Annotated in this window: 10 protein-coding genes; 4 read left to right on the plus strand and 6 right to left on the minus strand. The window is 64.9% G+C overall.

The window, feature by feature from the left end; all coding sequences use genetic code 11:
- Positions 1-73: 73 nt before the first annotated feature.
- Positions 74-1,723, minus strand: a complete 1,650-nt coding sequence (locus tag LOY33_RS08530; RefSeq protein WP_104572892.1) for a cyclic peptide export ABC transporter — start codon at positions 1,721-1,723, stop codon at positions 74-76.
- A 139-nt stretch (positions 1,724-1,862) separates the two neighbouring features.
- The gene (locus tag LOY33_RS08535; RefSeq protein WP_258662447.1) at positions 1,863-2,741 is read right to left on the minus strand and encodes a formylglycine-generating enzyme family protein; all 879 of its coding nucleotides are present in this window, start codon (positions 2,739-2,741) and stop codon (positions 1,863-1,865) included.
- A 189-nt stretch (positions 2,742-2,930) separates the two neighbouring features.
- Here LOY33_RS08535 and LOY33_RS08540 point away from each other — a divergent pair, with 189 nt between their 5' ends.
- Positions 2,931-4,562 carry a twin-arginine translocation signal domain-containing protein gene (locus LOY33_RS08540; protein WP_258662449.1) on the plus strand — a complete coding sequence of 544 codons (1,632 nt, stop codon included), beginning with the start codon at positions 2,931-2,933 and terminating at the stop codon, positions 4,560-4,562.
- A gap of 12 nt (positions 4,563-4,574) precedes the next feature.
- Here LOY33_RS08540 and LOY33_RS08545 read toward each other — a convergent pair whose 3' ends face one another.
- Genes LOY33_RS08545 through LOY33_RS08555 form a run of 3 tightly spaced genes read right to left on the minus strand, consistent with a single transcriptional unit; the run spans position 4,575 to position 9,120 of the window.
- Positions 4,575-5,966, minus strand: a complete 1,392-nt coding sequence (locus LOY33_RS08545; protein WP_116053344.1) for an efflux transporter outer membrane subunit — start codon at positions 5,964-5,966, stop codon at positions 4,575-4,577.
- Between the two features lie 7 nt (positions 5,967-5,973).
- The gene (locus LOY33_RS08550) at positions 5,974-7,941 is read right to left on the minus strand and encodes a MacB family efflux pump subunit (protein ID WP_258662450.1); all 1,968 of its coding nucleotides are present in this window, start codon (positions 7,939-7,941) and stop codon (positions 5,974-5,976) included.
- Positions 7,942-9,120 (minus strand): efflux RND transporter periplasmic adaptor subunit, encoded by a 1,179-nt coding sequence (locus LOY33_RS08555; protein ID WP_258662451.1) that lies wholly within the window; start codon positions 9,118-9,120, stop codon positions 7,942-7,944.
- Positions 9,121-9,375: 255 nt separating this feature from the next.
- Between LOY33_RS08555 and LOY33_RS08560 the strand changes: the two genes are divergently transcribed.
- The 3 genes from LOY33_RS08560 to LOY33_RS08570 all read left to right on the plus strand — a co-directional run bounded on the left by LOY33_RS08560 (position 9,376) and on the right by LOY33_RS08570 (position 11,908).
- The gene (locus LOY33_RS08560; protein WP_104572886.1) at positions 9,376-9,852 is read left to right on the plus strand and encodes a sigma-70 family RNA polymerase sigma factor; all 477 of its coding nucleotides are present in this window, start codon (positions 9,376-9,378) and stop codon (positions 9,850-9,852) included.
- A gap of 169 nt (positions 9,853-10,021) precedes the next feature.
- Positions 10,022-10,507, plus strand: a complete 486-nt coding sequence (locus tag LOY33_RS08565; protein ID WP_104572885.1) for a histidine kinase — start codon at positions 10,022-10,024, stop codon at positions 10,505-10,507.
- Positions 10,508-10,591: 84 nt separating this feature from the next.
- Complete coding sequence (locus LOY33_RS08570; protein ID WP_104572884.1) at positions 10,592-11,908, plus strand: MFS transporter; 1,317 nt, start codon at positions 10,592-10,594, stop codon at positions 11,906-11,908.
- Positions 11,909-11,983: 75 nt separating this feature from the next.
- On the opposite strand, the gene LOY33_RS08575 is transcribed toward LOY33_RS08570, so the two are convergent.
- Positions 11,984-13,648 carry an electron transfer flavoprotein-ubiquinone oxidoreductase gene (locus tag LOY33_RS08575; protein ID WP_043863152.1) on the minus strand — a complete coding sequence of 555 codons (1,665 nt, stop codon included), beginning with the start codon at positions 13,646-13,648 and terminating at the stop codon, positions 11,984-11,986.
- Between the last annotated feature and the right edge of the window lie 69 nt (positions 13,649-13,717).

Below are 13,717 nucleotides of genomic sequence, written 5' to 3' on the forward strand. Positions count from 1 at the left end.
AAGGGCGACGAATGCGATTTAGTTGCAAAGGCGGGCAGCGGCGAGCGGCGGTGCGCTCGCCGGTTCAAGGCATTCAGGCGAAGACTTTTTCGCTGACCACACGACCGCCGTGCATGCGCACCAGTTGGTCGGCCACGTCGAAATAGCGGTCGTCGTGGGAGATCACGATGATGGTCTTGCCCAGGCGTTTGAGATCGGGCAGCAGCTCGGTGTAGAAGATCCGGCGGAAGGTCGGATCCTGGTCGGCGGCCCACTCGTCGAACACCAGCACCGGGCGCCCGTCGAGCCATGCATTGACCAGGGCCAGGCGCTTGCGCTGGCCGGTGGACAGGTCGGTGGTGGTGAAGGCGCCGTCGCGCACGCTGACCTTGTGCGCGATCTCCAGGCGTTCCAGGTACTGCGCGGCATCGTCGGGCAAGGCGCCTTCGCGCTGCACCAGTTCGTCGAACAGGAAGTAGTCGGCAAAGATGGTGGTGAACAGCTGGCGGTAATCGTCCAGGCCAGGCGCATCAACAGCCTTGCCGTTGAGCAGCACCATGCCCTGTTGCGGCGTGTACAGGCCCAGCAGCAGCTTGATCAGGGTGGTCTTGCCGCAGCCGTTCTCGCCGACGATGAACAGAATCTCGCCGGGCTCGATGTTCAGGTTGACCGGCCCCAGGCGGAAGGGCGCGGCGCCGGGTGCCGCCGGGAAGCTGTATTGAACGTCGCGCATTTCCAGGCCCTCGAAGGCGCCTGCGGGCTTTTCTGCAGCGCTGAGCAGCAGGTGTGGCTCGGGCGAGGAGAAGCGCTCGGCCAGGTCGGCGATGCGGCGGAAGGCGATTTGCGCCCGGCTGATGATCGGGATGTTGCCGATCAGGTTCTCCAGTGGGCCTTTCATGTACAGCAGTACCAGCACGAAGCCGCTCAGCGCGGTGGGGTTGCTGGCCGGCCAGAACGCCTGCAGGGCCAGGGCCAGGCCGATGACCACGAAGAACAGCATCGAACCCAGGCTCTTGGCGATCACGAAGATGTTGATGGCGCGTACATGGGTATCGCAGATGAAGTCGGCGGTGCCCTGGATGTTGCGGGTGAACATGGCGTGGCGGCGTGGGCGGTGGATGCGCAGTTCCTTGGCGCCCTCGGCGATTGCCTGGTAGTGCTTCTGCAGGTTGTCCTCGGCGTCGCGCGCGGCATGGAAACCCTTGACGCCGCGGCGCTGGGCAAAGAACTGCACCGCCGAACCGATGCCGATGGCGATCAGGGTCATCAGGCAGATCGGCCAGGACAGCATCGCCAGGTAGCCCAGGCAGCCGATCACCACGGTCAGCGAGATGGCCAGTGGCGCGAACGAAAAGGCGAAATCGCTGATGGTGTCGACGTCGTGGGTCAGCACCGGGATCAGGCGGTGGGTACGGTAGCGCTCGATCTGCTCGATCGGTGCGGCGAGCACCTTGGCGCCCAGGTCCTTGCGCAGCTTGGCGATGATTTTCTGGCCGACGTAGTTGCTGCCGATATCGGCCACGATGGTGCTGAGCAGGGCCAGAACGCATAGCCCGGTAAACGCCAGGACCACGCCCTTGCCCATGCCGCCGGCATCGTGCAGGCCCTGGTTGACGGTGGCCAGCAGGGCGGTGACGCTCAGGCCTCCGACGATACCCAGCGCGATCGAGGCGATCACGATGGCGCGGTAAGGCCTGAGCAGGCTGAAGAGTTCGCGAATGGCGCTACGCGGTGCTGCGGTCATGAAACTACCTCGGTCGCGACGTGGCTACGTGCTAAGGGCGAGTGGACCCGCGCACGGCGGGCTGTCTGAAACTGGACGAGTGGATGCGCGGGGGATTTAGTGAGGGCGCCGGCGCGGCACCGGCGCCCTGGCCGGTCGGCTACAGGTCGCGCATCACACGAAAGCCCAGCCAGTCGCCGGCGTTGTCCGAACAGCGGTCGTTGCGGTTGCCTGAGCGCGAGAAGATCGGCGCTTCGGTCCAGTCGTTGCCGCGGATGTGCCGGTAGTCGCAGGTGGGGTCGCTCGGCTTGGAGTCAATCCAGGCGCTGCCATCGGTGGGTGCGCCGACGTAATCGTCATGCACGCTGTCGGCGACCCATTCGTAGACGTTGCCGTGCATGTCGTACATGCCGAAGGCGTTGGGGGGGAAGCTGCCCACCGGGGCGGTGAAGCTGAAGCCGTCTTCAGGCCCGTAGGTGTTGGCATGCCTGGCGATGCTGTATTCCTTGCCTTCGTCGAAGGGGAACGGGAAGGGGCCGGTGCTGCCGGCACGTGCGGCGTACTCGCGTACCGACTCGCTGAGCATGCGGTAGGGCTTGCCGGTCTTGTTCGACAGCCAGTCGATGTAGCGCTGCGCTTCGTGCCAGGTCATGCAGACGGCGGGGTGACGCGCGGTGGTCGGGTAGCTGGGGTTGCCGGCGCTGCATTTGCGGCCGGGGCGGTCATCGGCGTCGGGCATCTTGTAGCCGGTGTCGCGCAGAAATGCCTGCCACTGGCCGATGGTCACGGTGAAGCGGCTGACGGCAAATGGCTTGCTGAAGGTCACCTGGTGCAGCGGGCCTTCGTCGGGCTGGCGGCCGACTTCGTCATCAGGGGTGCCCATGGTAAAGCTGCCGCTGGGCAGCACGACCATTTCAGGGCAGTCCTTGCAGTCCTGGAACACCTCGCCCGGGGGCGGTACGGCGGCGTGTGCGGCGGGCATCAGGCAGGCGAGCAGGGCACCAAGGGCCAGTGCGTTGCGCCAGGGGGTCGGGATCATCTGGGGTCTCCATGAGGGGCGGATCGCTGCACGCAGGCAGGGACGGTACGCGGTGTGCTCCCCAGGAAGAACGAGCGCAGGGCCGATTAATTTATCCGGCACCGGGTGTGGCGCCGACACTAAATTTAACCTTCAAGCCTACGTCCTAGCTTGGATAAAGCCTGCTTCCAGGCTGATACAGGTAGGGCAATGACGATATCTCGACGAGGATTTGTCGCAGGCCTGGCACTGACCGGTGCTGCGGTGCCTGCTGCGTTGTACGTGCACAAGGAACTGACGCGACCCGAGCATCCGGTTACCCCGGGGGAAGCCAGGGTCGAGCTGCCGGATACGGCAGGACGCCAGTTGGCCGATCAGTTGCGCGGGGTGTGGAGCCTGCGCCTGGAAGGGCGCGATGCGGGACTGGACGGCCTGGCCACGCATGACCTGGAGGTGTTCATCGACATTGCACCGCGCGGGCGCGCGGTTCGCGGTTTCATCGACACCGCGCAGGCCCTGCGTGCCCCCGCGGCCCCGCGCTACAGCCTGCTGGGCGACCTGGCCACGCCGGGAGCGGGGGAGCTGACGTGGCGTCTTTTCGATCGGGAGCAGGGGCTGCAGCAACCGGTCTACGAATTGAGCATGGTGCTGGATGAGGTGTGGGGTGAGTTTGCCAATGCCGGCAGCGGCACGCTTACCGGGCGCATTGCGCGCCTGGACCGCAGCCTTGCCCTGGTACAGCAGGACAACCGTTTTGTCGCCACCCGCAAGCTGTTCCCGGAAGCACGCGAGCGCATCGGCTTGCAGCCGGCCCTGCTGAACTGGCTGATTTCCGACGAGCACAGGTTGTTTCACCAACTCTGGCACGCTTCGCGTGACCAGTGGCACTCGTTGCCCGAAGACAAGCGCAATGCCTTGCGCGGGCTTGGCTGGCAGCCGGGAACGCGCGAGCGCGAGCGCGATGCGCGGGGGCCGACCAAGGACCGCAATGGCTCCGGGGTGGATTTTCTGTTCATGCATCGACATATGCTGCAGACCGCGCGGGGGTTGCAGGACCTGCCTTCCTGGCCGCGCTTTCCGGCGCCACAGCCGGAGCTTGAACGCGACCGCCTGGGCTTTGCGCGCTACTTCGACAACCATGATGGCTGTGCGGTGCCGCCAACCTGGCTGGCGCCGGGGGATGCCGAGTACACCCAGTGGGTCAGTGACATCAAGAGTGCCGAGACCTACCACAGCAATTTCGAGGTATGGGAGTCGCAGTACCGCGACCCGCGCTACCTGTCGCGCCTGACGCTGGGACAGCTGGGCTCGGAGATGGAGCTGGGCCTGCATGACTGGCTGCACATGCGCTGGGCGTCGGTGCCGCGTGACCCGTCCAACGGTGCGCCAGTACCCATGGCGCGTGACCTGGACGACTTCTCGGCGCGTTGGTACGGGCCCGAAAACGACTTTCTCGGCGATCCGTTTTCCTCCCATGTGAACCCTGTGTTCTGGCTGTTCCATGGCTGGATCGATGACCGTATCGAAGACTGGTTCCGCGCCCACGAACGCTTCCACCCCGGCCAGGTGACGCGCAACCGGGTCAATGGCGTGCCGTGGTTCGCCAAGGGGCGCTGGGTCGATATCAGGCAGCCCTGGCTGGGCCCTGTGACCCATGGTTGCAGCACCACGCCAGGCCTGCAGCCGGGCAAGAGCGTGGAGATGGACCCGGAGACCATGAAGCTGGCGCTGCGGGTGATCGTCGCCAATACCAAGGACAAGCAGCGTTTCAAGGGGTTGCTGCGCCGGGTGCCGCAACGGCCCTGGTACGCGCGTCACCTGGTGGTCACGCGTCGCACCTGAGGGCAGGTGCAGTCATTGCACCTGCCACCCCCCTCCCACAGCCTTGTACAGGGCGATGCTGGCCTGCAGTCGCTGCAGATGCAGCAGCACGGCCTCGTCCTGGCTTTCGTACAGGCTGCGTTGCGCGTCCAGTACATTGAGCAGCAATTCGGCGCCTGCCTCGTAGCGTGTGCGTGCAATGTCGAAGGCCTGCTGGGCCTGGTTCAGCTCGACGCGCTGCCATTGGCGCTGGCGATCGAGGCCGTCGATGCTGTTGAGGGCCTTTTCGACATCGGCAAATGCGTTGATCAGTTCGCCGCGGTATTTTTCCAGCAGTTCCTGCTGCACGGCGGTGGCCTTGTCGCGTTCGGCACCGAGCCGCCCATTGTTGAAGATTGGCGCACTGAGGCCGGCCGCCAGGCTGTAGAACGGGTTGCGCAGCACGTCGGCGGCGACGTTGGCGCCGGAGCCCAGGCCGGCAGTCAGGGTCAACTTGGGCAGCATCGCGGCGCGCGCCACCTGCACGTCGGCCTTGGCCGCTGCCAGGCGAGCCTCGGCCGCGGCGATGTCTGGCCGGCGGCTGAGCAGGTCGCTGGGCAACCCGGCATCGATGCCAGGGGCGGCGATGCGGTTGAAATCGCTGGCGTGCAGGGTGAGGGCCTGCACCGGCTTGCCCAGCAACGCGGCCAGGGTGATGCGGGCCTCGGTGGCCTGCTGGCGCAGCAACGGCAGCCGTCGCTGTTGCGCAGCGACCAGTACTTGCTGCTGGGCCAGCTCCAGTGCAGTTGCCGAGCCCGCGTTGTACTTGGCGCGTACCACCTCCAGTACCTGCTGGGCGTTGGCCAGGTTGAGGCTGGCGATACGCTGCTGTTCGTCCAGGGCCAGGGCCTGCAGGTAGAAGCTGGCCACGTTGCTGAACAGGGTCAGGGTGACGGTAGCCTGGTCGAACTCGCTGGCCTTGAGGGCCTGCTCGGCACTGTCGCGTGCCGCCGCATTGCCGCCCCAGAAGTCGACCTCGTAGCTGGCGTTGAAGCTGGCGCTGTAGCTGACCGATTCTCGGTCGTTGGTGCTGCTGGAGGTGCCGTAGCCGTTGTGGTGCATCTGTTTTTCGCGATTGCCGGCCAGGGCTGCGCCAACTTCGGGCAGCAGCGTGCCGCCAGCGATGGTGCGCGCCGCACGGGCCTGGCGCACGCGGGCGATGGCAGCGGCAATGTCGTAGCTGCCGCTGTCGGCCTGTGCGATCAGTTGGTCGAGTTCGGGACTGGCAAAGCTGCGCCACCAGGCGCGGTTGCTGTCGCGCACCGCCTGGGTGTTGGCTGACTGCCACTGTTGTGGCGGGGCAAACCCGATGTCAGGCGGGGTGGGTGGAGTGCTGCAGGCACTGAGCAGCAGGGCCAGGCTCAATGCGCTCAAGAGCGGTTTCATCGGAGGTTCATTCACTGGTGAGGGCCTTGACCGGATCGAGACGGGCGGCTTTGCGTGCGGGCATGAAACCGAATACCACGCCGGTGATGACCGCGCAGGTGAATGCGCCAAGCATGGCGCCCAGGGTAAAGGCCACGGCAATGTCGGCCAGCAGCAGGCCGCCGCCGATCAACAGCGCCAGGGCAATGCCGGTGATGCCACCGACCATCGACAGCAGCACCGCCTCGCTGAGGAACTGGCGCAGGATGTCGCGCTGGCGGGCGCCGGTGGCCATGCGGATGCCGATTTCGCGAGTGCGTTCGCGCACGGTCATCAGCATGATGTTCATCACCCCGATGCCGCCCACCAGCAGCGAAATGGCTGCGATTGCGCCCAGCATCAGCGACAGGGTGTTCTGGGTGCGGGCCTCGGCCTGGATCAGCGCCGCATCGTTGGTCAGCTCGAAATCATGCTTGCCGTTGTGCAGGCGGCGCATCAGGTGATCGATGGCCTGCTCGGTTTCCTTGACCCGGCCCGAGTCGACTGCGCCGATGGTGACGTACTCCGGATCGCGGCTGCCGAACAGGCGCACGGCAGCGGCGGAGTAGGGCACCACGATGCGGCCATCGCTGTCCTGGTTGCCGGAGCTGGAACCTTTTTCGGCAAGTATGCCGATGACCTGGAAGGGCACGTTGCCGATCAGGATGTACTGGCCAATAGGGTCGCCGGCATCCTTGAGGAGTTTTTCCTTGACCTTGTGACCGATTACCGCGACGGCTGCGGCAGCATGTTCGTCAGCGTCGGTGAAAAAGCTGCCTTCGACCACCGGCCAGTTGAAGATCTCGGGGAAGTGGGTGTTGTTGCCGCCGACGTAGAAGCGCTGGTTGCTGTTGCCGTAACGCACCGTCAGTTCGCTGCCGATGACCGGCATGATCATCTTCACCTGTGGTAACTGCGCCACTGCTGCCACATCGTCGAGGGTCACCACCCCGGCGGGGGCGTTGTGCGTCGGCTCGCTGCCGCTGAGGTAAAGGATGTTGGAGCCGAAGGCGGCCATCTGCGCCATGACCTGGCGCTTGCTGCCTTCGCCGACGGCCAGCATCACCACCACCGAGGCCACGCCGATGACGATGCCGAGCAGGGTCAGGGCGGTGCGGAAGCGGTTGATCCACATCAGGCGCCAGGCGGCCTGCAGGGCTTCGATGAGCTCGCCTTTCCAGGCCCCGCTCTGGGTGGCGCCGCGGTCCAGGCGCTGGCGCAGGTCGTCTGCATTCAGGCTGGCCACCGCTGCGCGCGCTGGCGCCGCCGCGTTGGCCGAGTCGCTTAGGATCAGGCCGTCGCGGATCTCGATGATGCGCTTGGCGCGCGCGGCGACTTCGCGGTCATGGGTGATCAGGATCACGACGTGGCCCTGGCCTGCCAGTTCGTCGAGCAGGCTCATCACTTCGGCGCCGCTCTGGCTGTCGAGGGCGCCGGTGGGTTCGTCGGCCAGGATGATGTGGCCGCCGTTCATCAGCGCGCGGGCAATCGAGACACGTTGCTGCTGACCGCCGGACAGCTGGTGCGGACGGTTGCCCGTGCGGGTGGCCAGGCCCAGTCGGGCCAGCAGCCCGGCCGCGCGGGCATGGCGCTCGGCGGCAGGGGTACCGGCGTAGATTGCCGGCATCTCGACGTTTTCCTGGGCCGACCCGGAGGCGATCAGGTGGTAGCCCTGGAACACGAAGCCGAAGGCTTCGCGACGGATCCAGGCCAGTTCGTCGCTGTCCAGTTCGGCGACATCCTTGCCGGCGAAGTAGTACTGGCCGCTGGTGGGGCGGTCGAGGCAGCCCAGGATGTTCATCAGGGTCGACTTGCCCGAGCCCGAAGCCCCGACGATGGCAACGAACTCACCGGGCTGGATGGCCAGGCTGATACCGCGTACCACCTCGACCTTGGGCGTGTCGATGCCGCCGTAGGATTTGCGTATGTCGCGCAGTTCGATCAGGGGTGTGGACATTCAGCCTCCACTGGCGGCGGGCGCGCCGATCAGCAGGGTGTCGCCCTCGGCCAGGCCTTCGAGGATCTGCACGCGCAGGCGATCGCTGAGGCCGGCGCGAACCTGGCGTTGCTCGACCTTGCCGTTGGGGTGCAGTACCTGGACCAGGCGCATGTCGTTTTGCCGGGCATCGGGTTCCAGCGCCACGATCGGGGCGGTGAGCACGTTGCTGGCCTGGCCGGCGACGAAGAACACCTGGGCGGTCATTTCCGCCATCAGGGAATTGTCGACGTTGTCCACGTCCAGCAGGACGGTATACAGCACGACCTTGCCCCCACCGCCGGAGGCTCTGGAGCTGGTGGGGCTGCCACCGCCCTGGCTGATCTGGTCGAGCGGCTTGGGCGGTACCGGCAGGATCTGGCGCACGGTGCTGCTCCAGCGGCGCTTGCCGCCGGCCAGGGTGGTGAAGTAGGCCTGCATGCCGGGTTTGACGTTGCCGATGTCGGCCTCCGAGACCTCAGCCCATACGGTCATCGGCGACAGCTTGGCGATGCGCAGGATCAGCGGTGTTTGCTGCTGCGCGTTGAGTGTCTGGCCCTCACGCGCATCCACGGCGACCACCGTGCCGGACATCGGCGCGTAGATACGCGTGTAGCCCAGCTCTGCCTCGTCGCTGCGCAGGCTGGCCTGGGCCTGCAGGATCTGCGCCTGGAACATGCCGATGCGTGCCTGGGTGACTTTCAATTGTGCCTGTGCGGTCTGCACATCCTCTTCGCGGGTAGCGCCGCTGGCGGCCAGTTGCTGCTGGCGCTTGAGCTGATGCTCGGCCAGGGTGTACTGGGCGCGCTGCTCCTGCAGCTGGGCCTTGAGGTTCTCGATCGAATAGCGGCCTGCATCGAGGCGTGCCTTCTGGGTCGAAGGGTCGATCTCGACCAGCAGTTGGCCTTCCTCGACGTGGTCTCCGGTTTCCACATGCAACTTGCGGATCTGTCCCGAGGCCTGGGCGCCGACATCGACATAGCGGCGTGGCTGCAGGGTGCCGAGTGCTGTCACGCTGCTTTCGATGTCGGCGCGGGTGACCTTGATGGTGTTCGAGGGCTCACCACCCAATGGCAGGGTTTGCCAGGCTGCCAGGCTGCCGGCGGCGAGCAGGCCGAGGCCGCAGAGCAACAGGCGGCGATTTTTCATAAGACGTGTCATGCGGGCTTCCAGCCAGAAGGGTTGACCCGCGAGTTGCTGGCGTAGACAGCGCAGGCACGGGGGCTCCTCGTTAGACGAGCTATATGCGCAGGAATTTACCGGTGCACATTCAGGGTCGCAGGCCGTGCAGTCGGGTAATCTGCGAGGCGTGACGGAGGTTGCTGAGAATAATAATAATTTGTATTGTTGCCTACTGGCTTCACCCTGATTCTCCATTCTCGGCGCTTTAGCGCCGAATCCTGGCCAGGTGTCGTTTTGGAAAACTACTATCGCGAACTGGTGAGCTTTCTGTGTGTTCGGCTGGGCAGTCGCCAGGCGGCCGAGGACGTGGCCCACGACGCTTATGTGCGAGTGCTCGAGCGACATGGCGAACAGCAGATCGAGTATCCGCGGGCCTTTCTCTACCGTACCGCGCTGAATCTGGTGATCGACGACCATCGGCGTAGTCAGGTGCGGCACAACGAGCCGCTGGAAGTGCTCGACACCGACGAGGCATTCCGTTCGCCGGCGCCCTGCCAGCGCATGGACATGGATCGCCGACTGGAGCTGATGCAGCAGGCGTTGGGGGAACTAAGCCCTGGGTGCCGGGACAGTTTCCTTCTACGCAAGCTGGAGGGGCTTTCTCACCAGCAAATTGCCGAAAGACTCGGAATTTCTCGCAGTCTGGTGGAAAAAAATATCGTCAATGCCATGAAGCATTGCCGGGCGCGGATGCGCCAAAATTCCGTCTGATGCACTGGTCAGCAACAAACAATTGAGGCTGCGCCTTGATTTCCCGGCATTTCCCTACAACTATCTATCAGATCCGTCACCTGACGTAATGCCTGTCGCAGCCTGAGGTTTATCGTGGCGTAGTAGCGGTCAAGGAATGTCTTCCATGCTCTCTATCCAGGCCCTTCCGATGCCCGACAAGTCCATGCGAATCCTGATTGCCGATGAGCACCCCATCCAACTGCTGCAGTTGGAGAAGATGCTCAACGGCCTGGGGTATTACCGGATTGCCCCTGTCGAGACCTTCGACGACCTGCAGCGCCTGGTGCAGAACGCGCTTTTGCCGTTCAGTCTGCTGGTCGGAAATATCGACCTGGCCAGCCACGTGGGGGTCGATCTGGAGCGGTTCTGTCGCGTGAGTACGCAGATCCAGCATGTGCTGCTGTATGAGTCGCAACACCTTCGCGTACCTGCGGTGCCTGCTGGCCAGCGTCAGGCGGTGAGCGTCAGCCTGCCCAAGGTGCCCGACAACGAGGCCCTGCAGTCCTTCATGGCTATCATCGATGCCCCACTGCTGCTGGGGCAGTTGCCCAACCCCGGGTACAGGCCTGCTGGTAACGCGCCCCCCATGCGCCGCCTGAACATGGGGCATACGGTGTTCCCTCGCGAGGCCTGAGCCGTTCGCCGCTTTTTGGTATGCTCTGCGCCTGTCCTGGCGCGCCTTGCTGCGCGCAGTGAGCCTATCGAAGCGGATGCCTTTATGACTGCCACCAACCCTGCGCGCCCGCTGCGGCTTTCGCGCGACGACCACAAGACCCTGGGCCTGGCGGCGCTGGGCGGTGCGCTGGAGATCTACGATTTCATCATCTTCGTGTTCTTCGCGCTGACCCTGAGCCAGCTGTTCTTCCCGCCCGAGATGCCGGAGTGGCTGCGTCTGCTGCAGAGCTTCGGGATCTTCGTCACCGGGTACCTGGCGCGGCCGCTGGGCGGCATCCTGATGGCGCATTTTGCCGATCACCTGGGGCGCAAGAAGGTCTTCAGCCTGAGCATCCTGATGATGGCGCTGCCGTGCCTGCTGATCGGGGTGATGCCGACCTATGCCGACATCGGCTACGCGGCGCCGCTGATCCTGCTGGGCCTGCGCATTCTGCAGGGCGCGGCGGTGGGCGGCGAGGTGCCAAGCGCCTGGACCTTCGTCGCCGAGCATGCGCCGGCCGGGCGGCGGGGCTATGCGCTGGGTTTTCTGCAGGCCGGGCTGACGTTCGGCTACCTGCTGGGCGCGCTGACCGCCACGGCGCTGGCCCAGGTGTTCACCGCCCAGGAGATTCTGGACTACGCCTGGCGCTATCCATTCTTGCTGGGCGGGGTGTTCGGCGTGATCGGGGTGTGGCTGCGCCGCTGGCTGAGCGAGACGCCGGTGTTCCTGGCGCTGCGCGAGCGGCGTGAACAACCGGTGGCCTTCCCGCTGCGCACGGTGCTGCGCGAGCACCGCCGCGCGCTGGTGCCGGCGGCCCTGCTGACCTGCGTGCTGACCTCGGCGGTGGTGGTGCTGGTGGTGATTACCCCGACGGTGATGCAGCAGCGCTTCGGCATGAGCGCGGCCGACACCTTCGCCCTGAGCGCGCTGGGTATCGTGTTCTTGAACATCGGTTGCGTGCTGGCCGGCTTGCTGGTAGACCGGGTAGGTGCCTGGCGCGCGCTGATGGTCTATAGCCTGTTGCTGCCGCTGGGAGTGGGGGCGCTGTATGCCAGCCTGATCGGCGGCTGGGGCTGGACCGGGGTGGCCTATGCGCTGGCAGGGCTGGCCTGTGGTGTAGTGGGGGTGGTGCCGTCGGTGATGGTCGGGCTGTTTCCGCCGGCCATTCGCGTGTCGGGGATTTCCTTTACCTACAACCTGGCCTATGCGCTGTGGGCCAGCACCACGCCGCTGATGCTGATTGCGCTGATGCCGTGGAGCCCATGGGTGTGTGTGGGGTTCTGCCTGCTGATGGGCACGGTGGGCCTGCTCACGGCGGTGTACTTCAGTGCGCGGGAGGACCTGCGGGCCGGGGATGAACTGGTGTTGGCGAAGGTGTGAGACCGTTTGCTCGAACGCCTTCACGAAAAAGCCCCCAGCGCCGCAAGGCGTGGGGGCTTTTTTTGTGGGCTGTACTTACATGTTCGGGTAAGTCGGGCCGCCAGCACCTTCCGGGGTCACCCAGGTGATGTTCTGCGAAGGGTCCTTGATGTCACAGGTCTTGCAGTGCACGCAGTTCTGGGCGTTGATCTGGAAGCGCTTGCTGCCGTCTTCCTGGCTGATCACCTCGTATACGCCGGCCGGGCAGTAGCGCTGCGCCGGTTCGTCGTACAAAGGCAGGTTGGTGCCGATCGGGATGCTCGGGTCGGTCAGCTTCAGGTGGCACGGCTGCTCTTCTTCATGGTTGGTGCTGGAGAGGAACACCGAGCTCAGCTTGTCGAAGCTCAACTTGCCATCGGGCTTGGGGTAATCGATCTTCTTCGAGTCGGCCGCCAGCTTGAGGCAGGCGTAGTCCGGCTTGGTGTCGTGCAGGGTGAACGGCAGCTTGCCGCCGAACCAGTTCTGGTCGACATAGTTGAATGCCGCGCCGAGCATCGGGCCGAACTTGTGCATCGCCGGGCCGAAGTTGCGGCTGGCGAACAGTTCTTCGTACAGCCAGCTGGCCTTGAAGCCGTCGACGTAGGCGGTCAGTTCGTCGCCACCCTCGCTACCGGCCAGCAGCGCATCGGCCACCGCTTCGGCTGCGAGCATGCCGGACTTCATGGCGGTGTGGCTGCCCTTGATCTTGGCCACGTTCATGGTGCCCAGGTCGCAGCCGATCAGCGCGCCGCCCTTGAATACCATTTTCGGCAGCGAGTTCAGGCCGCCCTTGGCCAGGGCACGGGCGCCATAGCTGATGCGCTTGCCACCCTCCAGGTACTGGGCGAGCACCGGGTGGTGCTTGAGGCGCTGGAACTCGTCGAACGGGGAGAGGTAGGCGTTGGCATACGACAGGTCGACGATCAGGCCGACCACCACCTGGTTGTTTTCCAGGTGATACAGGAACGAGCCGCCGGTGTTCTCGGTGCTCATCACGTCCAGCGGCCAGCCGGCGGTGTGGATCACCAGGCCTTGCTGGTGCTTGGCCGGGTCGATTTCCCAGATTTCCTTGAGGCCGATGCCGTAGTGCTGCACGTCGCTGGCGTTGTCCAGGTCGAAGCGCTTGATCAGTTGCTTGCCGATATGCCCACGGCAGCCTTCGGCGAACAGCGTGTACTTGCCGCGCAGTTCCATGCCGGGGGTGTATACGCCTTCCTTGGGGTTACCTTCGCGGTCGACACCCAGGTCGCCGGTGATGATCCCGCGGACCACGCCGTTTTCATCGAACAGCGCTTCCTGGGCAGCGAAGCCTGGGTAGACTTCCACGCCCAGGTTCTCGGCCTGCTGGGCCAGCCAGCGGCACAGGTTGCCCAGCGAGATGATGTAGTTGCCTTCGTTGTGCATGGTCTTGGGCACGAACAGATCGGGCACCTTGACCGAGCTGCTGGCGTCGCGCAGCACGTAGATGTCGTCGCGCTTGACCTCGGTGTTCAGTGGCGCGCCGAGTTCTTTCCAGTCCGGGAACAGTTCGTTCAGGGCACGCGGCTCGAACACCGCACCGGAGAGAATGTGTGCACCGACCTCGGAGCCTTTCTCGACCACGCAGACGCTGATTTCATTACCGGCTTCGGCGGCCTTCTGCTTCAGTCGGCAGGCGGCGGACAGGCCTGCCGGGCCAGCGCCGACGATGACCACGTCGAATTCCATGTATTCGCGTTCCACAGGTTCTCTCCTACTCAAGGCTCATCGGTTTTTCTTTGTTGGCGGGTGTCAGGCGGTCATTTCGAAGTA

Source organism: Pseudomonas sp. B21-036 (genome assembly GCF_024748925.1).
GTDB classification, from domain to species: domain Bacteria; phylum Pseudomonadota; class Gammaproteobacteria; order Pseudomonadales; family Pseudomonadaceae; genus Aquipseudomonas; species Aquipseudomonas palmensis.

Coding starts and splice junctions, on each gene's coding strand:
- LOY33_RS08530 (WP_104572892.1), bottom strand. CDS start 1,723: ATGACCGCAGCACCGCGTAGCGCCATTCGCGAACTCTTCAGCCTGCTC.
- LOY33_RS08535 (WP_258662447.1), bottom strand. CDS start 2,741: ATGATCCCGACCCCCTGGCGCAACGCACTGGCCCTTGGTGCCCTGCTC.
- LOY33_RS08540 (WP_258662449.1), top strand. CDS start 2,931: ATGACGATATCTCGACGAGGATTTGTCGCAGGCCTGGCACTGACCGGT.
- LOY33_RS08545 (WP_116053344.1), bottom strand. CDS start 5,966: ATGAAACCGCTCTTGAGCGCATTGAGCCTGGCCCTGCTGCTCAGTGCC.
- LOY33_RS08550 (WP_258662450.1), bottom strand. CDS start 7,941: ATGTCCACACCCCTGATCGAACTGCGCGACATACGCAAATCCTACGGC.
- LOY33_RS08555 (WP_258662451.1), bottom strand. CDS start 9,120: ATGACACGTCTTATGAAAAATCGCCGCCTGTTGCTCTGCGGCCTCGGC.
- LOY33_RS08565 (WP_104572885.1), top strand. CDS start 10,022: ATGCCCGACAAGTCCATGCGAATCCTGATTGCCGATGAGCACCCCATC.
- LOY33_RS08570 (WP_104572884.1), top strand. CDS start 10,592: ATGACTGCCACCAACCCTGCGCGCCCGCTGCGGCTTTCGCGCGACGAC.